Raw genomic sequence first — 19000 nt, forward strand, 5'->3', positions numbered from 1 at the left:
CGGGGTGGAGCAGCCCGGTAGCTCGTCAGGCTCATAACCTGAAGGTCACAGGTTCAAATCCTGTCCCCGCAACCAAACACAAAAAACGGCCCGCTCAACGCGGGCCGTTTTGGTATTCGGCTGGGGCGGTGGCATGGTGGCCGGCTGTTCATCCTTGCTCGCCGGATCGGGCAGGATCGCCTTGCGCCAATTCCTCCAAATATGCACGCAGCGACCGCGGCTCCCGACCCAAGATCGCACGTAGCGTCAGTGGGTTGCCGAGCAGGCCGTGGCGATCGTAGTGGTCGAACATCGCCCGCAAGCCGGGAGGAACATCGCCGAGCACATCGGGATCGCGGCGCTCTCTAATTTCATGGCCCAGCACATCGCTCATCAGCGCAGCGACGTCGAGGCGGTTAAGATGCCCAGGTGCGCAGAGTTCGAACGTTCCAAAAAGCAGCCGCTCTTCGGTCAGGGCTATCGCGGCGACCTCGGCGACATCGCGATAGTCGACCAGCGAAAAGCGTGTCCTGGACGACCAGGGCTCCGCAAGCACGCCCTCCTTCACGACTTTGGGCCAGAATGCCGCGTAATTCTGGAAGTAGCGCGCCGGATGGAGGAACGTATATTCCAGGCCGGAGTTGAGAACCGCCTCCTCGACCGGCGCTTTGGCGACATGATTGACGAGGTCCGAAAGCACCGGATGGATCACGGCCGAGAACACGAACCGGCGCACACCGGCGTCGATAGCGGCCTCCACGACTCTCTTTCCCACATCAGCCTCGGCGGGAATGAAGGCTGGGGCGATATAGAAGACGGCGCCCACATCCTTGAACGCCGCATCCAAAGCTGCACGATCGCGCAGATCGCCGATGGCAACCTCGGTTGCGCCGTGACCGCGTACCAGTTCAGCCTGCTCAGGCTTGCGGACGAAGGCACGGACGCGCGCACCCCGCGCGGCAAGGGCGGGAATGACGCTGCCCGCAAAATTTCCCGCTGCACCGAAGGCGAGAATCATCATGATCACGTTCCTGCGCGTTTCGTGACGATCACGGATTTGTTCGGGCACCAATGGCCCTCAACCCAATCTGGTTCCCGCGACCGGGATGTCACCCTCCTGCCGGCATATTTTTCGGTAACGCCTCAATAGGCCGCATAAGATGAGTTGGCGCAAAGGCGCGCCGCATTCGGATGGTTTCGTGTTTCGTCGCAAAGCCCATTTGTGGGTAGGCTGGCCTCTGGCTTTTTGCTGATGTGCATTAACGTCCGAAATCCCGGCAAGTACTCGCCCTTGGCGATCTCGAATGAACGCAACCAAACTGACGGAGAAAAAGATGCGGCAAGCGCTGATCGTATGGGGCGGCTGGGAAGGGCATGAACCCGAGGCCGGTGCCCGCGTTGTCAAGGCGATGCTCGAGGAAGAAGGCTTTGCCGTGCGTGTCGAAAACACGACGGCGGCGTTCGCCGATCCGGCGATCGCCGATCTCAGCCTGATCGTGCCGATCTATACCATGTCCAAGCTCACCAAGGCCGAAGAAGCCAACCTGACCGAGGCGGTCGAAAACGGCGTCGGCCTTGGCGGCTATCATGGCGGCATGGGCGACGCTTTTCGCGAATCAACGAACTATCAGTTCATGTGCGGCGGCCAATGGGTCGCGCATCCCGGCAACATCATCGACTATCACGTGAATGTGGTGCGGCGCGACGACGCGATCATGCAAGGCATCGCGGATTTCCCCTACCGTTCTGAGCAGTATTACATGCATGTCGATCCATCGAACGAGGTACTGGCGACCACCATTTTTTCCGGCGACCACGCGTCGTGGATCGACGGTGTCGTCATGCCGGTGGTGTGGAAGCGCCGGCACGGCAAGGGGCGGGTGTTCTATTCGTCGCTGGGTCACGTGGCCTCGGAATTCCAAGTGCCGCAGATGCGCACCATCTTGCGCCGCGGGCTGGTCTGGGCGGCGCGCTGAGTGGCTGGTGCAACCCGCTAAACGCTCTCCAGATAGGTCTCGATCTCGAAGTCGCTGACGTTGAGCGCGAAAGTGTTCAGCTCCTGGCGCTTGCAGGCGATGAAGGCGTCGCGCAGCACGTCCGGGAAGATTTCGGCGACACGCTGGCCCGCCTCGAAGGCGGCGATTGCCGACGCCCAATCCGGCGGCAGCTTGGCGAGCGCCAGCCCTTGGCCCTCGCCGCCGGTCGGCTCGCCGGGCGAGAGCTGGCGCTCGATGCCGATCAAGGCCGCGCCGAGAATCGCCGCCAGCACCAGATAGGGATTGGCGTCGGCACCGGAGACGCGATGCTCGATGCGGCGCGCGGCCGACGGGCCGCCCGGAATGCGAATCGCCACCATGCGGTTTTCGTAACCCCAGGCGACGGCGGTCGGCGCATAGGATCTGGGCCGTAGCCGGCGGTAGGAATTGAAATGCGGCGCGAACACCAGCGTGCTCTGGGCCATCGCGGCAAGCAGGCCGCCAACCGCATGGCGCATGGCGTCGGAACCCTGGTCCGAGCCGTCGTCGAAGATGTTGCGGCCTTGCCTGTCGAGGACGCTGAAATGGACATGGAAACCGTTGCCGGCGCGTTCGCCATAGGGCTTGGCCATGAAACAGGCGGCAAAGCCATGCTTGCGGGCGATGCCCTTGACGGTGCGCTTGAAGAGCACGGCGTCGTCCGCTGCACGCAGGGCGTCGGGGACATGGTTGAGGTTGATCTCGAACTGGCCGACGCCGTTCTCGGCAATCGCAGTGTCGACCGGAATGTCCTGCATGCGGCAGGCTTCGTAGATATCGTGGATGAAGGCTTCGAAGTCGTCGACCTCGTCGATCGAGAGCGCCGCGTCGGAATCGAGGCGCCGCCCGGTTACCGGCGAGACCGGTCCGACAGGCCGCTGCGATGTCGGGTCGACAAGGTAGAATTCGAGCTCGGTCGCGGTGACGGGCGTCAATCCTAGCGCGGCATAGCGGTCGAGGATGCGGGCCAGCGCGCGGCGCGGATCGCCAAGATAGGGGGCGCCGCTGTCGTCCGCCAGCCAGACCGGCAACAGCGCCGTCGGGTGCGCCGTCCAATTGACCGGCAATATGCCGCGCCCCGTCCAATGGCAAAGCCCGTCGGCGTCGCCGGTCGAGAACACCTGGGCGTTGCCTTCGATATCCTCGCCCCATATGTCGAGGCCGATGGCCGAATAGGGCATGCGCAGCTTGCCTTCGAGCGCCTTGCGCGCCTGCTCGACCGGAATGCGCTTGCCGCGCATGATGCCGTTCAGGTCGCACACCGCTGCCCGCAGGCTCTGGATGTCCCTCCTGCTTTCAAGCCACTTCAAAACATCCGTAATCGCATCGCTCAATTTCCAGCCCCTGTTTTTCTCGGCGCTGTAGCCCTGTCGGCTACGATATCCAATTTTCAGCTTGTGAGTTCGTGAAGATCAGCACGGTTGACGCCGGGCTGATTATCTTCATTTTTTCAATTCACTAGCCGGGATATCGGGCGGCATTTCGGGTCCATATTGTGCGATCTGCGATCGCAACATAGCGGCCCGATCGGCGAAAGCCAAGCCGGATTCGAAGTCGGCTGCTGCGGCTCGTCAGTGGCGCAGTTCCGGAAACTTGACCTGGCCGAGGATGTGGGCCGCGCCCTCGGCGATATCGCGCACGATCGCGGCCCGCGCCCTCTCGCCGTCGCCGGCTTCGATCGCCGCCACGACCTCCTCGTGGTAGTCGATGCCGAGAATGCCGGCCAGGTCATCCTCGAAGCCGATGTGTAGGTTGCGCAGGAAAGGGCCAACCTGCATCCATACCGTCTCGATCAGGAAGATCATCTGCTCGTTGCCGCAACGGCGGTAGATCGAGAATTTGAAGTCGTGGTTCTTGCGCAGATAGTCGTCGATGTCGCCGCTGCGGGCGGCCTGGGTGAGCTCGGCGCAATGACGGCGGATGGCGCGCAGATTGTTGCCGTTGATGCGTTTTATCGCGAGTTCGGTAGCGGCGCCTTCCAGGATCGTGCGCACGTCGGTCAACTGCTGGAAGCGGTCGGCCGAAATCAGCGGCACCTCGACGCTGCCGTTCGGCATCGGGCTCAGCGCCCTCAGCGCCTGCAGCCGCATGAAGGCGCTGCGCACCGGCATGTCGCTGGTGCCGAGCTCCTTGGCGAGCTTGCGCGAGGTCAGCTTCTGGCCAGGCCGGAGCTGGCCCGACATCAGCGCCCGCACCAGTTCCAGATAGACTTTTTCATGCAGCGGAACGGTATCGACAGCGGTCAGTCCGAATTGCGATTTGTCGGCCATTGGCGATGCGCTGCTTGATCGGTCCTGAAACTTGTTTCGTCACGATCCGACGCGGGAGTAGCCGGCCGCCGCCGGGATACCTGGCCGGTCGTTCGGCCGCACGATAGACGGTCAATGCGAACCGCCGCAAGGGCGGCCGGGGTCGCTATCCGATCCGCGCGTCGATGATCTCGACGAAGCGCGCGAACAGGCCGGCCTGCGATTTGATCTTCAGCTTACGGTAGATGTTGCGGCGGTGGACCTTGACGGTCCCCGGCACGATGCGCAGCGCCCTGGCGATCGATTCTGTTGAGTGGCCCTGCAGCACTAGGTCGACGACCTGCTTTTCACGCGAGGTCAAGGACAGGCTCTTCCAGATATGCGCCCGGTCGAGCTCGTTGGTCATCGCGACGGTTTCGCCGGAGGGTTGGGCCGCGACCTCATCGGCAGGCAGAGACGGCCAGCGCTGCTTGCAGAAACCGATGACCGCCGGCGCCATGTCGCGCAGCAGCCTGGCATCCGCCGTTCCGAATGGCCCGGTGGCGCGCAGCCGCATCAGCGAGAGCACCAGCGCGTCCTTGCCAGCCAGCGGCACGAAGAAGCCGACCTCCTCGGCAAGTTTGGTCTGGCTGTAATAGGAGCGGTAATATTCGCTGGCATAGAAGCGGTCCGGCGCGAGCTCGCGCATGCGCCAGAAACCCTCCTTGCGCTCGACTGCGGCGTGGTGGAACGGGTCGAGCAGATAGGGCCCGTCCTGATAGAGCGCGACGAAGATGTGGCTCTCCGCCGGCGAGAAGGTCTCGAACAGGAGCGGCGGCCGCGCTGCACCGCGATAGCCGAAGATCACGCAGTGATCAAAACGGACATGCCCGCTGAGCCAGCCGACGATCGCCTTGCCGAAATGGTCGCCGCCGGTCTCGCGCGACGCGGCGATCACGGCGGCCAAGGCGTTGTAGTCGTCACTGCGGGAGGCAGCCAATTCATACCCCTCTAAACGATAAAATCGGCTAAATATACCACCTGCGAGGTATATACTAGGTGCTATTGGCTCTGCTAGCGTCGCGACATTGCCTCACGCTGTCGCTGGAGCCCATGGCCTTGACTGCAGTGCCCGATATCGAATTTCGCGCGGTCACCAAGCGCTACGGCGCCGTCACCGCGGTGAGCGGCATCGACCTTGCCATTCCGCCTTCGGCCTTCGTCGCTTTGCTCGGACCTTCCGGCTGCGGCAAGACGACCTGCCTGCGCATGATCGGCGGCTTCGAGCAGCCGAGCGAGGGCCAGGTGCTGATCCGCGGCCGCGACATGGCAGGAACGCCGCCCTACCGACGGCCGGTCAACATGGTGTTCCAGCAATATGCGCTGTTCCCGCATCTCGATGTCGAGGAAAACATTTCCTATGGCCTGCGCCAGGCAAGGCCGCGCCTGTCGTCGCGCGAGATCGGCCACCGAGCGGGCGAGGCGCTTTCGATGGTGCAGCTCGCCGGCTACGGGCGCCGCAAGATCCACGAGCTTTCCGGCGGCCAGCAGCAGCGCGTGGCGCTCGCCCGCGCGTTGGTCAACAAGCCGGCGGTGCTGTTGCTCGACGAACCGCTGGCGGCGCTCGACAAGAAGCTGCGCACCGACATGCAGATCGAGCTGCAGAACCTGCAGCGCGAGATCGGCATCACCTTCGTGCTGGTCACCCACGACCAGGAGGAAGCACTGTCGATGAGCGACTTCGTCTGCGTCATGAATGGCGGCCGCGTCGTCCAGCTCGGGCAGCCGAGCGAGATCTATGATGAGCCCGCCGACCTGTTCGTCGCCGACTTCGTCGGCAAGACCAATCTTCTCAGCGGCAAGGTGGCCGGGCTCTCGGGTGAGCTCGTCGATGTCGCGCTTGCCGACGGCACCGTGATTGCGGCACGCAAGCGGGTGCCGCTCAGCCGCGGCGAAGCCGTCTCCGTCAGCCTGCGGCCGGAATCGCTCAGCCTTTCGGCGCCTGGAAGCGGCGCTTTGAAAGGCATCGTGCGCAACCGCATCTTCCTGGGCTCGACGGCGGAATACGCGATCGAGGTCCAGGGCATCGGATCGCTGCTCGCCAAGGCCGACCATGTGATCGGCCAGGGCAATCTCTTCAAGCCGGGCGAACCCGTCGCCATCGGCTTTGCCGCCGGAGCGCCGCTGGCGTTTCCGCGCGCTAACAATAACGGGACCAACCAGAGGGAAGACCAACATGCCGAAATCCTATCGTGACGGACTGCCGATAACCCCCGATAAATTCGTCGACCAGTTGATGCGCCTGAAGCGCGGCTCGATCAGCCGGCGCGACTTCCTCGGCCTCACCGGCCTTGGTGTCGCCACTGCGGTAATGGCGCGCGAGCTTGGCATCATGCCGACGCCGGCCTATGCCGCAGAGAACCTCGGCGACCGCATGTCGATCGCCACCTGGCCGAACTACCACGACCCGCAGACTTTCGAGAATTTCAAGGCGGAGACGGGCGTCGCCGTCGAGGTCAACGTCTTCGGCTCGAACGAAGAGATGCTAGCCAAGCTGCAGGCCGGCGGTTCGGGCTGGAGCCTGTTCGTGCCGACCAACTATACCATCTCGACCTACAAGAAGCTCGGCATCATCGAGCCGCTGGACATGGCCAAGCTCGCCAATTTCGACGGCAAGTCGGAAGATGCGCGCTTCACCGCTGAAGGCACGATCGATGGGACGATCTATGCCGTGCCGAAGAACTGGGGCACGACCGGCTTTGCCGTCAACACCAAGAAGCTCGCCAAGCCGATGTCGAGCTGGAAGGAGTTCTGGGACACGGCCATGGCGGAAGCCGACGGCCGAACCATGGTGCATGACTATCAGCTCACCACCATCGGCAATGCTCTGAAATATTACGGCTATTCGTTCAACTCGCTGAAGCAGGACGAGCTCGCCAAGGCCGAGGAATTGCTGCTCAAGGTCAAGCCGCATCTCTTCGCAGTGTCGAGCGACTACCAGCCGGGAATGCGCGCCGGCGATGCCTGGATGACGATGTGCTGGACCAATGACGGGGCGCAGCTTCATCGCGACATTCCCGAGATCACCTATGTGCTCGGCAAGGAAGGCGGCGAGATCTGGACCGACTTCTACGCCATCCCGAAGGATGCGCCGAACAAGCCGGCCGGTTATGCGCTGCTCAACTATCTGATGAACCCGAGGGTGGCGGTGAAGGAGCATCTGGCCAATGGCGCGCCTTGCACGGATGCACGGGTCAACGCGCTGCTGCCGAAAGAGGTGCTCGACAACCCGATCCTCTATCCGGCGGCCGACCTGTTGAAGCCGCTCGAATTCGGCGCCGCCGCGACGCTCACCGATCCGGGCCGCGCCGAGTTGATGGCGCGCTTCAAGTCGGCTTGAGCGAGACCGGTCACAAACCTGAACCAGGCAATGCGACCGGCGGGCAATGCCCGCCGGCTCCCAACCGGCTTTCTCCATGCGTCGCAGTCTCTTTCGCAAAAACCTCGTGACGGCGCTGCTGCTCGCCCCGGCGGCACTGTGGCTGGTCGTCTTCCTGGTGCTGCCCTTCGTCGCCATCGCCATCTTCAGCGTCGGCGAGCGGGCGCCGGAGGGCGGCTACCAGGCCGCGCTGACCTTGGCGCAATACGCCAACCTGCCGGCACGGGCGACGGCTTTCTGGAACACGATAGTGCTGGCGCCGGCCGGCGCGCTTGCCTGCCTGCTCGTCGCCTATCCGGTCGCCTATTATCTTGCGCTGCGCGCGCCGCAGCGCTGGCGGCTGATCCTGCTTGCGCTGATCGTCATCCCGTTCTGGACCAGCCTTCTGATGCGCACCTATGCCTGGATGTACATCCTTGGCGGGCGCGGCATCCCGGCTTTGCTCGCCTATGTCGGCATCGAGGATCTGAGGCTGATCAACACGCCGGGCGCGGTGCTGCTCGGCATCGTCTATGGCTATCTGCCGCTGATGATCCTGCCGATCTATGTCAGCCTGGAGCGGCTCGACCGGCGCCTGCTGGAAGCCTCGGCCGATCTCGGTGCTACGCCGCTGGCGACCTTCCTTGGCGTGACGCTGAGACTTTCGCTGCCCGGCGTCATGACCGGCTTCTCGTTGGTGATGATCCTTTTGCTTGGCGAATATCTGATCCCGACGCTGCTCGGCGGCGGCAAGGTGTTCTTCATCGGCAACGCTTTGGTCGATCTCTTCCTGCAGTCGCGCAACTGGCCGTTCGGATCAGCGATCGCCATCACACTGGTCCTGGTCTCGGTCGTGGTGCTGATCGTCGCCAATCGCATCTCGACCCGTCTCTCGGGCGCACGTCGGGTGGACCTGATCTGATGCGCGCCTTCGTCATCGCCGTCTTTGCCTTCCTCTATCTGCCGATCGCGTTGGTCGTGCTGTTCTCCTTCAATGCCGGCCACCATGCCAGCGAGTTCACCGGCTTTTCCGTGCAATGGTACGGCAAGGCGCTGTCCAATCCCTTCCTGGTCGAGGCGCTGAAGAACAGCCTGTTCATCGCCACCACCAGTGCCTTGCTCGCGGCCTTTTGCGGCACGGCCGCGGCGCTCGGGCTGCAGCGCGTCGGCGCGCGGACCCGGGCTCTGTTCGACGCGCTGCTGGGCGCGGCGATCGTCGTCCCGGGCGTCGTCATCGGCATCTCGACGCTGGTCGCGCTGGTGCAGCTCTTCGCCGTCGTCAATCCGTTTCTCGCTTCGCTCTGGCCGACCGACCAGCCGCCGCGGCTTTCGCTGGGCTATGGCTCGATCATCGCCGCGCACGGCCTGTTCTCGATGGCGCTGGTGACGATGATCGTCGGAACGCGGCTGAGCAGCCTCGACCGCAATCTGGTCGAGGCTTCGAGCGATCTCTACGCCACGCCGCTGACGACGTTCCGCTCGATCGTGCTGCCGCAGATCATGCCGGCGGTGATCGCCGGCTTCCTGCTCGCTTTCACCTTCTCCTTCGACGACTTCATCATCGCCTTCTTCGTCGCCGGCGCTCAGACGACGCTGCCGATCTACGTCTTCGCCTCGATCCGGCGCGGCGTGACGCCGGAGATCAACGCCATCGCGACGATCGTGCTCTGCGCGTCGGTCCTGCTCGTGCTGCTCGCGCAATGGCAGCTCGGCCGACGAAAACCATCGCCTTGAGAGACCAATCCATGATCCTGAAAGACCGCATCGCCGTTGTCACGGGGGCCGCGTCGGGTATCGGCCGTGCCGGCGCCATGATCATGGCGCGGGAAGGGGCAATCGTGGTCATCGCCGACCGTGATCCGGCGGCCGGCGAAGCCACCGCTTCCGACATCCGCGAAACCGGCGGCCGCGCCGAGGCCGTCGTTACCGATGTCGGCAGTGATGCAGCCGTCGAGGGCCTGATCGAGGGAACGCTCGACCGGCACGGCCGGATCGATATCCTGCATAGCCATGCCGGCATCCAGGTTGGCGGCACGCTGACGGAAGTGGGCACCGACGGCATGGACGCCTCATGGCGGATCAATGTGCGGGCGCAATTCCTGGCGGCCAAGACCGTCATGCCGGCGATGATCGCTCAGGGCGGCGGCGTCATCCTCAACACGGCCTCCAATTCCGGTGTTTTCTACGACCGCGAGATGATCGCCTATGCCACCTCCAAACACGCCGTGGTGGCGATGACCCGGCAGATGTCGCTCGATTATGCCAAGCACAATGTGCGCATCAATGCGCTCTGCCCCGGCTGGGTCGACACGCCGTTCAACGCGCCGTTCATCGCCCAGATGGGCGGGCGCGATGCGATAGAAAACTATGTCCGCACAAAGATCCCGATGGGGCGCTGGGCGAGCGCGGAGGAGATCGCGGAGGCGATCCTGTTCCTCGTCTCCGATCGCTCGTCTTTCATGACCGGCCAGGCGCTGGTGGTCGACGGCGGCGAGAGTATCGGCTGAGGCGCCTTGGCAAATCGTCTACCGGTCATTGGGATTTCCGAATGCCGGATCGCGGCGCCGCGAGTAGGTGTCGATGCGCGGCAGATCGTCGGCGAATTCCAGCCAAGGCAGCCGAAGGCGCCAATAGGCATGCGCATGGGGCTTGAACCGCTCCGGATGATCGAAGAAGCCGATCGTGACATAGAGTTCGTCGCTCAGTCCTTCGTCGCGATAGGTGATCGAGGTGCCGCATTTCTCGCAGAAGGTGCGAACGACACCTTTCGTTCTCGAGAAGCTCCGGGGTTGGCCGCGCGTGAAGCGGAACTGGTCCGGCCGGTAGCCGACCCAGATGGTCAGCGGGCCGCCGATCGCGCGGCGGCAGTCATCGTCATGATCGAAGCAGATCCAGAACGGATCGCCCTGCATCTCGGCTGCAACGGCTCCGCAAAAACATGCGCCCGTATCGCTCCTGCTTTCCATCTGATCACTCCTGGTTGTTCGGAATCGTTCGGCCGGCGGCGCATATGGGGAACAGTACAAACAGGTACCCGGTTCCTTCCGCCCGATTGGGCCAGCAATGTGCAGCGGTTTCATGGGCGGGCTTGCGCTGCGAGCAACGATCGGCCAAACCATGGACCAGGTTCTCGACAAGGCTTGTCATGCGAGTGGTAGAAAGGCTTTCCCCCACCCGGCCGTTTCCAGTTGCGGCCGCAACGGCGCGCGCTTTGGCGGAGCGCCGCTGACCATGCGCTGCTGCCGCCATGAGAACCTGCAGCGCGCGAAGGAGACCAAGGTCGGCTCGCATGTCGTTCGCGACGGCTGGACCGAAGGGGTGCAAGGCGCTCCGCACCCGGCCTTTTGGCCGGTCATCAGGCGGGCGTCCGTCCTCGGATAACGCAGCTTAGATAACGTCCTACCGGAACGGACATGCCCGCCGAAGCGACCTCTCCTTTGTACGGACATGACCAATGCCTGACAATCTGAACACCTCATTCGCCGGCGCGGACACGCAAAGCTGGCTGAAAACGCATGCGATCAACGAAGTCGAGTGCTTCGTGCCGGACGTCAACGGCGTGCTGCGCGGCAAGACCTTGCCGGTCGCCAAATTCCTGAAGTCGCTCGATGACCGCGCGCTCTATCTGCCGAGCAGCGCTTTCCTGGTCGCCATCGATGGCCGCTATTCCGGCTCCATCGACGAGGGCTTCGCCTACCAGGATCCGGACATGCGCATGGTGCCGGATCTTTCGAGCCTGTGCCTTGCGCCCGGCAGCCCGGGCCGAGCCTATGTTTTCGCCGACACGTTCCACATGGGCGACCGGCCGTGGATGGCTTCGCCGCGCCATGTGCTGAAAGCCGTGCTCGACCTTTACGATCGGCGCGGCTGGCGTGCGGTGATGGCGCCGGAGCTCGAATTCTACCTGACGGCGCCCAACCCCAACCCCGATCAGCCTTTGACCGCACCGATCGGGCGCAACGGGCGGCCGGAAAGCGCGCAACATCCCTACGACATGCAGGCGATGGAAGAGTTCGAAGCGGTGACGCGGCGGCTCTATGAACATGCCGCAATCGCGGGCTTGCCGGTGGAGACGCTGATCCATGAATCCGGCACGGCGCAGCTCGAGATCAATCTCCTGCATGGCGATTCGCTGACGCTTGCCGACCAGGTGCTTTTGTTCAAGCGTCTGGCGCGGCAGATCGCGCAGGCCAATGGCATGCACGCCACCTTCATGGCCAAGCCGATCGCGGCGCAGGCGGGCAGCGCGATGCATCTGCACATGTCTATCGTCGATAGGAAGGGCGAGCCCTTGTTTGCCGGCGAAGACGGCGAGGACAGCGAAATGTTCTCGCACTTCATCGGCGGCCTGCAGAAATACATCCCTGAAATCATGCCGCTGTATGCGCCGCATGCGAATTCCTACCGGCGCATCCGGCCCGGCCACAGCGCGCCGGCCAACATCGAATGGTCGCATGACAACCGCTCTTGCGGCCTGCGCGTGCCGCTGGGCGGCCGCGCCGCGCGCCGCATCGAAAACCGGCTGCCGGGAGCGGACGCCAACCCCTATCTCGCCATGGCCGGCTCGCTGATCGCCGGCTATCTCGGCATCCAGGAGAGGCTTGCACGCTCGGAAGAAGCCTTCGGCAATGCCTATAAGAGCAAGAGCACGCTGCCAAAGACGATGGAGGAAGCGCTCGATCGTTTCGCCGCCTGCGAGCCCGTGCGGGCGCTGCTCGGCGAGGATTTCTGCCAGACCTATCTGCGCGTGAAGAGTGTCGAGCTCGACCTGTTCCAGAGCGTCGTGACGTCTTGGGAACGCGACCATCTGCTGCTCAAGGTGTGACAATGGGTTCGCGTTCTACAGGTTTCAATTCCGGTCTCGACATCGACAGGTCCTATTATGTCGCCACCGCCAATCCGGCGCCCGACCATCCGGCGCTTGCCGGCGATGTCGAGGCCGATCTGGTGGTGGTGGGCGGTGGCTGCACGGGTCTGTCGGCGGCGCTGCATGCGGCCGAGCGTGGTCTCAAAGTGGTGCTGCTCGAAGGCGGCAAGATCGGCTGGGGCGCTTCGGGGCGCAATGGCGGCCAGATGATCCCCGGCCTGCGCAAGGGCGCCAGGGGCCTGGTCAGAAGCTTTGGGCCGGAACGGGCGAAGGCGTTGTTCGATCTGGCCTTCGAGGCGCGCGGGCTGGTGCTCGATATCATCGAGCGCTACGGCATCGAATGCGACTTGCGTCAGACCGGCCATCTGGTCGGCGCGGTCAGCGCTTCGGATGTGCGCGATTTCGAGGAAGAGGCCGAATGCCTCGCCAAGGTGATGAAGTTCACCGATGTCGAGATCTTGTCGGCGGCTGAGGCGAGGCAGATGGTCGACACGCCCTATCAGGGCGCGGTGTTGGAGCGGCTCGGCGGCCACATGCATCCGCTCAACTATACGCTCGGGCTTGCCCGCGCCGCTACCGCCGCCGGCGTCGTCATTCATGAGAACTCGGTCGCGGTGCGGCTGGAGCGCGATCTTTCCATCCGGGTGTTCACCGACGAGGGCTCGGTCCGCGCCAGGCATGTGGTGCTGGCCGGCGATGCGCTGCTTAAGGGGTTGGAGCCGCGCGTCAACAGCCGCATCATGCCGGTCGGCAACTATATCGTCGCCACCGAGCCGTTGGGCGAGCGCAATGTCATCCCGGCCAATGTCGCCGTCTCGGACACGCTGTTCGTCGTCAACTACTACCGCATGTCGGCGGACGGACGCCTGCTGTTCGGCGGCGGCGAGCGCTACACGCCGTCGCCGCCGGCAGACATTGCCGGCTTCGTGCGGCCGCATATGGAGAAGACCTTTCCGCAGCTCAAGGGCTGCCGCATCGATCATGCCTGGGGCGGTCTGGTGTCCATCACCACGTCGCGCCTGCCGCATGTCGGGAATTACGGCGAGGTCTATTTCGCGCATGGTTATTCCGGCAAGGGCGTCATCCTGTCGACGCTGTCGGGCAAGCTCTTGGCGGAAGCGATCACGGGCGATGCCTCGCGGCTCGACCTGTTCTCGACTTTGACGCCGCTTCCGTTCCCGGGCGGCACGGCGCTGCGCGGGCCGCTCTATGTGCTCGGCATGTTGTGGTACGCGATGCGCGATCGGCTCAGACACTGACACTGGCTTTCCTGTCCCCGGCGTGGCTAATGTCTCCGCGCTAGGGACAAGGACCCGTCGCTGTCAGCGTTGCGCAAACTCGCGGCCGCAAACAAGGAAGAGCAATGAATATCGAGCCGGGCCGACTGACGAAGAAAGAGCGACATGAGCTGATCCTGTCGGAGGTTCGGCGCTCGGCCTCGATCCGCATCTCGAAGCTTGCGCGCCGCATCGGCGTCGCCGGCGAGACCATCCGCCGCGACCTGATCGAGCTCGGCGAAGCCGGGCTCATCAACCGCACCTATGGCGGCGCAACCATCTCGCTGGTGACGTCGGAACCGGTGATCGCCGAACGCGGCCTTACCATGATGGAGGAGCGGGCCCGCATCGGCCGGGGTGCCGCCGGACTGATCGAGAAAGGCCGCATCGTGATGATCGACGGCGGATCGACCACCTATGAGGTCGCGCGCAGCCTGTCGCAGCTCGGACGGGACCTGACGATCATCACCAACTCCGTTGGCGTCGCTTCGGTGGCCGGCGCCAATCCAGGCTTCCGCGTCATCCTTTGCCCCGGCACCTATGACAGCCGCGAGGCCGCCGTGCTCGGCGAGGACACGGTGGAATTCGTGCGCCGCTACAATGCCGACGTCGCCGTCATCGGCGCCTCGGCGCTGAATGCCGAGGGGCCGAGCGACATGATCTCGGGCGCGGCGGCGGTGAAGCGGGCGATGATGGGGCGATCGCTGTCGACGATGCTGGTCGTGACCAATGACAAGTTCGGCCGCAGCGGCCTCGAACGCATCTGCGCGCTGAGCGAGATTTCCGACGTCGTCACCGATAGCGAGCCGGCAGCCGAGATGCGCGCGGCGATCGACGAGGCAGGCGGCGAGTTGCACGTCTTTGCCGAGAGCTGAATAGGTTAAGCGTCGCGGTTTGTCAGCGCGATGTGGCAGCAGCCGGAGCCATGGCCCGGCGTCCAGGTGACATTGTCGAAGCGCACGCCGGTTGCTTCGAACAGGCCGCGATCGAAGGCGCCGGCGATGCGGCAGAGCGTGGCGAGTTTCTCCTCGCCGACGCCGGCCGCGACCCAAGCATCCTTCAGTGGGCAGCGCTTCACCTTGAAGGCGATGTGGTCAGGCCCGCGTTCGACATCGGTCGGATACATGCGCCCGCCATCCGGACTGACGGCGAGAAACGCCTCGCCGATTGCCGCCGCGTCGTTGGGGCCGAAATGGGCGAAAGCGGTTGCCGCGACTTCCCGGCCGCGCTTTTCGATCGTGCGGATCATGACCGTCTCGGCCTTCTCGGCGCCGAGCTCGGCGGTCAGCTCGTCGAGGAAGAGACGATAGAGATCGGCGCGGTTGCGAAAGGCGGAATCGAGCTCGCGCGACAGTTTTTCGGCTCTGGCTGTTTCGGGATCAGTCATGCTGTGTCCTGATTTTGTCGTTTGACCATGATCTTGCCCGCAAACCGGGTCCCACTTTGCGGGATCATGGTCGGTCCCTGGTCAATCTTGGTGTCGCCGCCACCAGCGCCTTGCCGATCGCCGATTGCGGGTTGGCGATGACGGCGCGGGCATCGCCGCTCTCGGCGATCCGGCCGGCATCGAGGATGACGACGCGGTGCGCCACGGCACGGATGACGCCGAGGTCATGCGAAATGAACAGATAGGCGATCCGTTCCTGCCTTTGCAGGTCGAGCAGCAATTCGAGGATCTGCCCGCGCACCGAAACATCGAGCGCCGACACGGCTTCGTCGAGCACGACCAGCGACGGCCGCGTGGCGATGGCGCGGGCGATCGCCACGCGCTGGCGCTGGCCGCCGGAAATCTCATGGATGGCGCGCGCGGCAAGGGCGGGATCGAGGCCGACGCGCTCCAGCAGCGCCGCGATATGGCGGGGGCGCTCGGCGCGCGAGGCAAGTCCATGAATGCGCAGGGGATCGTCCAGCACGCGCGCCACGGTGGCGCGCGGATTGAAGGCGGCGAGCGGATCCTGGAACACCATTTGGAGACGGGCGCGGCGCGCGCGCAGCGCAGCGCCCGACACCGCGAGGAAATCCGCGCCTTCGAAGTCGATGCGACCGGCATCGGGCTCGATCAGCCGCAGCACCAATCTTGCAATCGTCGATTTGCCGCTGCCGGAGGGACCGGCGAGCGCCAGCGTCTCCGCCGGGTTGATTTTGAAGGATACGTCATCGACCGCAGCAAACGGTTTGCCGCCACGATGGTAGCGCTTGGCGAGATTGGAGACGGCAAGCACGGTCATGGCGAGGCGCCTTGCCGGTCAAGCAGCGGCTCGGCGTCGAGGCCGAGATGGGCATCAAGCAGCGCGCGTGTATAGGCACGGCGCGGCGCTTCGACGATTTGGCGGGTCTCGCCAAGTTCGATCAGCTCGCCGTGGCGCAGCACCGCGATGCGATCGGCAAGCGTGGCGGCGAGCGCGATGTCGTGGCTGATGAAAAGCAAGGTCATGCCGTCCTCGGCCACCAGCTGGCGGATCAGGGAAACGATCTCCGCCTGCACTATGGTATCGAGCGCGCTGGTCGCTTCGTCGGCGATCAAGAGTTTTGGTCCAGCAGCGATGGCTGCGGCGATGGCTACGCGCTGCTTCTGGCCGCCGGAGAGCTGGTGCGGGTAGGTGTGGAGGACGGAGTCTGGGTCGGGGATGCGGACGCGTTCGAGGAGGGTTTTGGCCTTCGTATATGAGTCTCGCCAGCTGAGCTTGAGATGCGTGCGGACGACTTCGGCGATCTGCTTGCCGACGGGCATCACCGGATCGAGGCTGGAGGAGGGGTCCTGGAAGACGAAGCCGATGTCGCGGCCGAGGAGAGGGATGGTATCGCGAGGATGAGAAAGCTGGCGCTCTACGGCGCCCCCCTCTGTCCTGCCGGACATCTCCCCCTCTAGGGGGGAGATTAGCAGTTCCGCTGCCGGCTCCCCTTCTGCTGCGTTGAGGATTGGCGAAGGCGGATGCGACAGTTCAATCTCCCCCCTAGAGGGGGAGATGTCCGGCAGGACAGAGGGGGGCGCGAAGGAATGAGGCGTTCGCGATCTCGATATCTTCCACTCGACTGTTCCTTCGATCTTGACACCCCTCGCCAACAACCCCGCAACCGCCAGCGCCAGCGTGCTCTTGCCTGAGCCGCTCTCGCCGATGACCGCCAGGCGCTCTCCGGTCTTCACATCCAGACTGAGGCCCTTCAGCGCCTCGACGCCGTCACGCCGATACCGCACCGAAAGATCGCGGATCGAAAGCAGCGCGGTCACGATAGGCTCCTGCGCACGGCAGTGCTTTCCACCACGCCTTCGCCGGCGAGGTAGACGCCAAGCACGGTCAGCACCAGCGCGATACCGGGAACGACCGACAGGAAGGGTGCGGTGCGCAGCACCGTACGCCCCTCGGCGATCATGCCGCCCCAGGTGACGCGGTTGGGGTCGCCAAGGCCGAGGAAGGACAGCGCGGCCTCGGTGAGGATCGCGGCGGCCACGATCACCGAGGATAGCGCCAGGACAGGCGGCAAGGCGTTGGGCAGCACCTCGCGAAAGGCGATTTCGAGCGGATGCATGCCGATGACACGGGCGCCGGCGACATAATCGCGCTCGCGGATCGACAGGACTTCCGCGCGGGCGACCCGCGCGGGTCCAGTCCAGGCACCGAGCGCGATCGCCGCGACGACCACACCAAGCGAAGGTCCGACGATGCTGACGAAGGCGAGCGCGAGCAAGAAGCTCGGCACGGTCTGGAAGGCATCCGTGATGCGCATCAGCACGTCGTCGATCAGGCCGCTGGCGAAGCCGGCCAAAGTGCCGACCACCGAGCCGATGAAGAGCGCGGCAGCGGCGGCCGCCAACCCCACCGCCAGCGAGGTGCGGGCGCCATGGAACAGCTCGGCCAGCACGTCGCGGCCGAGCCGGTCGGTGCCCAGCGGCAGCGACCAGTCCTGGAACGGCGGCAGCAGCGCCGGGCCGGCGATCGCCTGCGGGTCGCCGGGAAAGACCATCGGCGCCGCCAACGCCATCACAATGAGCACGGCCAGGATGGTTGCGCCGGCCTTTGCCTCCGGCGTGCGGAAGAAGCGGCGCAGGCGGCTCATGCGCTTGCCTCGCCGCCGCCGACACGTGGATCGAGGAAAGCGTAGGCGAGATCGACGAGAAGGTTGATGACGACGACCAGGACCGCGCTCAGCAGGATGATGCCGAGCAGCAGCGGCGTATCGCGGCCGGCGACGGCTTCCTGTGCCAGCCGGCCTAGACCCGGCACGGCAAAGACGCTTTCGATGACGACGCTGCCGCCCAGCATCTGTGCCGATTGCAGGCCGAGCATGGTGACGAGAGGCAGGAGTGCGTTGCGGGCAACATGGGCAAGCACGATGCGGCGGCGGGGCAGGCCCCTGGCGCGGGCGGCGAGGATAAAGTCCTGCCGCCAGGCCTCGGCCATGCCGGCGCGCATCATGCGCAGATGAAGCGCCAGGTAGATGAAGCCGAGCGCCGAGACCGGCAGCACGAGATGGGTGGCGATGTCGGCGGCTCGCGCCAGTCCGGTTTTGCCGGAGGCGATGGTCTCGATGCCGCCGATCGGCAGCCAGCGCAAATCGACGGCAAAGACGACGATGAGCACCAGGCCGAGCCAGAAGCCCGGCACGGCATAGAGCGTCAACGAGCCGATGGAGAAGAAACGGTCGCGAAAGCTGCCGGGTCTGGCGCCGGCATAGATGCCGAGCGCCGAGCCGAGGCCGAAGGAGAGCGCGGTGGCGCTGCCCATCAGGATCAGCGTGGTCGGCAGGCGCTCGAAGATGATTTCGCGGATCGGCCGCGAGAAGGTGACGGACTGGCCAAGATCGAGATGCAGCAGCGCCCAAAGATAGTTGGCGAGGCGCGTCAGCTCCGACTGGTCGAGGCCCCAGCGGTGGCGCAGCAATTCGATCATGCCGGCATCGCCGCCGGTCGAGACGATATAGGCATCGACGGCATCGCCGGGGGCGGCTTCGAGCAGCAGGAAGCTGCCGATGACGACGATGAGGAGAACGAAGATGCTGCCGACGACGCGGCGGCGCAGGAGGCGGAGGGCGCGGATCATGCGCGCCTCGGGAGATTGGCGATGCCCTGGCTAGGAATGCGCCCAGGCACCCCCCTCTGTCCTGCCGGACATCTCCCCCGCAAGGGGGGAGATTGGATGTCATCATAGGCTTCGCCAATCTCCAGCGTTGCAGAACTGGCGGGACAGAGAAGCTGCTGATCTCCCCCCTTGCGGGGG

Annotated in this window: 20 protein-coding genes; 10 read left to right on the plus strand and 10 right to left on the minus strand. The window is 64.6% G+C overall.

The window, feature by feature from the left end; all coding sequences use genetic code 11:
• Nucleotides 1-148: 148 nt before the first annotated feature.
• A complete protein-coding gene (locus LB565_RS28920) occupies nucleotides 149-1000 on the minus strand; it encodes an SDR family oxidoreductase (RefSeq protein ID WP_224589489.1) in 852 nt (283 codons plus the stop codon).
• A gap of 313 nt (nucleotides 1001-1313) precedes the next feature.
• Between LB565_RS28920 and LB565_RS28925 the strand changes: the two genes are divergently transcribed.
• The gene (locus LB565_RS28925) at nucleotides 1314-1955 is read left to right on the plus strand and encodes a ThuA domain-containing protein (protein WP_224589508.1); all 642 of its coding nucleotides are present in this window, start codon (nucleotides 1314-1316) and stop codon (nucleotides 1953-1955) included.
• Between the two features lie 17 nt (nucleotides 1956-1972).
• Here the strand turns inward: LB565_RS28925 and LB565_RS28930 are convergent, their stop codons facing one another.
• The 3 genes from LB565_RS28930 to LB565_RS28940 form a co-directional block, all read right to left on the minus strand.
• Entirely contained in the window at nucleotides 1973-3328 is a 1356-nt protein-coding gene (locus tag LB565_RS28930) for a glutamine synthetase family protein (RefSeq protein WP_224589490.1), read from the minus strand.
• Between the two features lie 237 nt (nucleotides 3329-3565).
• Nucleotides 3566-4264 (minus strand): GntR family transcriptional regulator, encoded by a 699-nt coding sequence (locus LB565_RS28935; RefSeq protein ID WP_224589491.1) that lies wholly within the window; start codon nucleotides 4262-4264, stop codon nucleotides 3566-3568.
• A gap of 145 nt (nucleotides 4265-4409) precedes the next feature.
• Complete coding sequence (locus LB565_RS28940; protein ID WP_224589492.1) at nucleotides 4410-5222, minus strand: helix-turn-helix transcriptional regulator; 813 nt, start codon at nucleotides 5220-5222, stop codon at nucleotides 4410-4412.
• 113 nt (nucleotides 5223-5335) lie between these two features.
• Here LB565_RS28940 and LB565_RS28945 point away from each other — a divergent pair, with 113 nt between their 5' ends.
• From LB565_RS28945 to LB565_RS28965, 5 genes are read left to right on the plus strand one after another with little or no spacing between them, the layout of a single operon-like run.
• Nucleotides 5336-6478, plus strand: coding sequence for an ABC transporter ATP-binding protein (locus LB565_RS28945; protein ID WP_224589493.1), 1143 nt, complete (start codon nucleotides 5336-5338; stop codon nucleotides 6476-6478).
• A complete protein-coding gene (locus LB565_RS28950; protein WP_224589494.1) occupies nucleotides 6459-7622 on the plus strand; it encodes a PotD/PotF family extracellular solute-binding protein in 1164 nt (387 codons plus the stop codon). The genes LB565_RS28945 and LB565_RS28950 overlap by 20 nt, the downstream gene beginning before the upstream one ends.
• Nucleotides 7623-7668: 46 nt before the next feature.
• Nucleotides 7669-8562, plus strand: coding sequence for an ABC transporter permease (locus LB565_RS28955; RefSeq protein WP_224589495.1), 894 nt, complete (start codon nucleotides 7669-7671; stop codon nucleotides 8560-8562).
• Nucleotides 8562-9374 carry an ABC transporter permease gene (locus LB565_RS28960; protein WP_224589496.1) on the plus strand — a complete coding sequence of 271 codons (813 nt, stop codon included), beginning with the start codon at nucleotides 8562-8564 and terminating at the stop codon, nucleotides 9372-9374. Before LB565_RS28955 ends, LB565_RS28960 begins: the two co-directional genes overlap by 1 nt.
• Nucleotides 9375-9385: 11 nt before the next feature.
• Nucleotides 9386-10147 carry an SDR family NAD(P)-dependent oxidoreductase gene (locus LB565_RS28965; protein WP_224589497.1) on the plus strand — a complete coding sequence of 254 codons (762 nt, stop codon included), beginning with the start codon at nucleotides 9386-9388 and terminating at the stop codon, nucleotides 10145-10147.
• Between the two features lie 18 nt (nucleotides 10148-10165).
• Here the strand turns inward: LB565_RS28965 and LB565_RS28970 are convergent, their stop codons facing one another.
• Nucleotides 10166-10606, minus strand: coding sequence for a GFA family protein (locus LB565_RS28970; protein WP_224589498.1), 441 nt, complete (start codon nucleotides 10604-10606; stop codon nucleotides 10166-10168).
• A 112-nt stretch (nucleotides 10607-10718) separates the two neighbouring features.
• Between LB565_RS28970 and LB565_RS28975 the strand changes: the two genes are divergently transcribed.
• The 4 genes from LB565_RS28975 to LB565_RS28990 all read left to right on the plus strand — a co-directional run bounded on the left by LB565_RS28975 (nucleotide 10719) and on the right by LB565_RS28990 (nucleotide 14659).
• Nucleotides 10719-11021 (plus strand): hypothetical protein, encoded by a 303-nt coding sequence (locus LB565_RS28975; protein ID WP_224589499.1) that lies wholly within the window; start codon nucleotides 10719-10721, stop codon nucleotides 11019-11021.
• A 73-nt stretch (nucleotides 11022-11094) separates the two neighbouring features.
• Nucleotides 11095-12465, plus strand: coding sequence for a glutamine synthetase family protein (locus tag LB565_RS28980; RefSeq protein ID WP_224589500.1), 1371 nt, complete (start codon nucleotides 11095-11097; stop codon nucleotides 12463-12465).
• 2 nt (nucleotides 12466-12467) lie between these two features.
• Complete coding sequence (locus LB565_RS28985) at nucleotides 12468-13766, plus strand: NAD(P)/FAD-dependent oxidoreductase (RefSeq protein WP_224589501.1); 1299 nt, start codon at nucleotides 12468-12470, stop codon at nucleotides 13764-13766.
• Between the two features lie 104 nt (nucleotides 13767-13870).
• Nucleotides 13871-14659, plus strand: a complete 789-nt coding sequence (locus LB565_RS28990; protein WP_224589502.1) for a DeoR/GlpR family DNA-binding transcription regulator — start codon at nucleotides 13871-13873, stop codon at nucleotides 14657-14659.
• Between the two features lie 5 nt (nucleotides 14660-14664).
• Here the strand turns inward: LB565_RS28990 and LB565_RS28995 are convergent, their stop codons facing one another.
• The 5 genes from LB565_RS28995 to LB565_RS29015 form a co-directional block, all read right to left on the minus strand.
• Nucleotides 14665-15171, minus strand: coding sequence for an L-2-amino-thiazoline-4-carboxylic acid hydrolase (locus tag LB565_RS28995; protein WP_224589503.1), 507 nt, complete (start codon nucleotides 15169-15171; stop codon nucleotides 14665-14667).
• Between the two features lie 64 nt (nucleotides 15172-15235).
• The gene (locus LB565_RS29000; protein WP_224589504.1) at nucleotides 15236-16012 is read right to left on the minus strand and encodes an ABC transporter ATP-binding protein; all 777 of its coding nucleotides are present in this window, start codon (nucleotides 16010-16012) and stop codon (nucleotides 15236-15238) included.
• Nucleotides 16009-17013, minus strand: coding sequence for an ATP-binding cassette domain-containing protein (locus LB565_RS29005; RefSeq protein WP_224589505.1), 1005 nt, complete (start codon nucleotides 17011-17013; stop codon nucleotides 16009-16011). The genes LB565_RS29000 and LB565_RS29005 overlap by 4 nt, the downstream gene beginning before the upstream one ends.
• A complete protein-coding gene (locus LB565_RS29010) occupies nucleotides 17010-17840 on the minus strand; it encodes an ABC transporter permease (RefSeq protein WP_224589506.1) in 831 nt (276 codons plus the stop codon). The genes LB565_RS29005 and LB565_RS29010 overlap by 4 nt, the downstream gene beginning before the upstream one ends.
• Entirely contained in the window at nucleotides 17837-18823 is a 987-nt protein-coding gene (locus LB565_RS29015; RefSeq protein ID WP_224589507.1) for an ABC transporter permease, read from the minus strand. The genes LB565_RS29010 and LB565_RS29015 overlap by 4 nt, the downstream gene beginning before the upstream one ends.
• Nucleotides 18824-19000 lie beyond the last annotated feature (177 nt).

The organism is Mesorhizobium sp. CA14, from assembly GCF_020165195.1.
Taxonomy (GTDB): Bacteria; Pseudomonadota; Alphaproteobacteria; order Rhizobiales; family Rhizobiaceae; genus Mesorhizobium.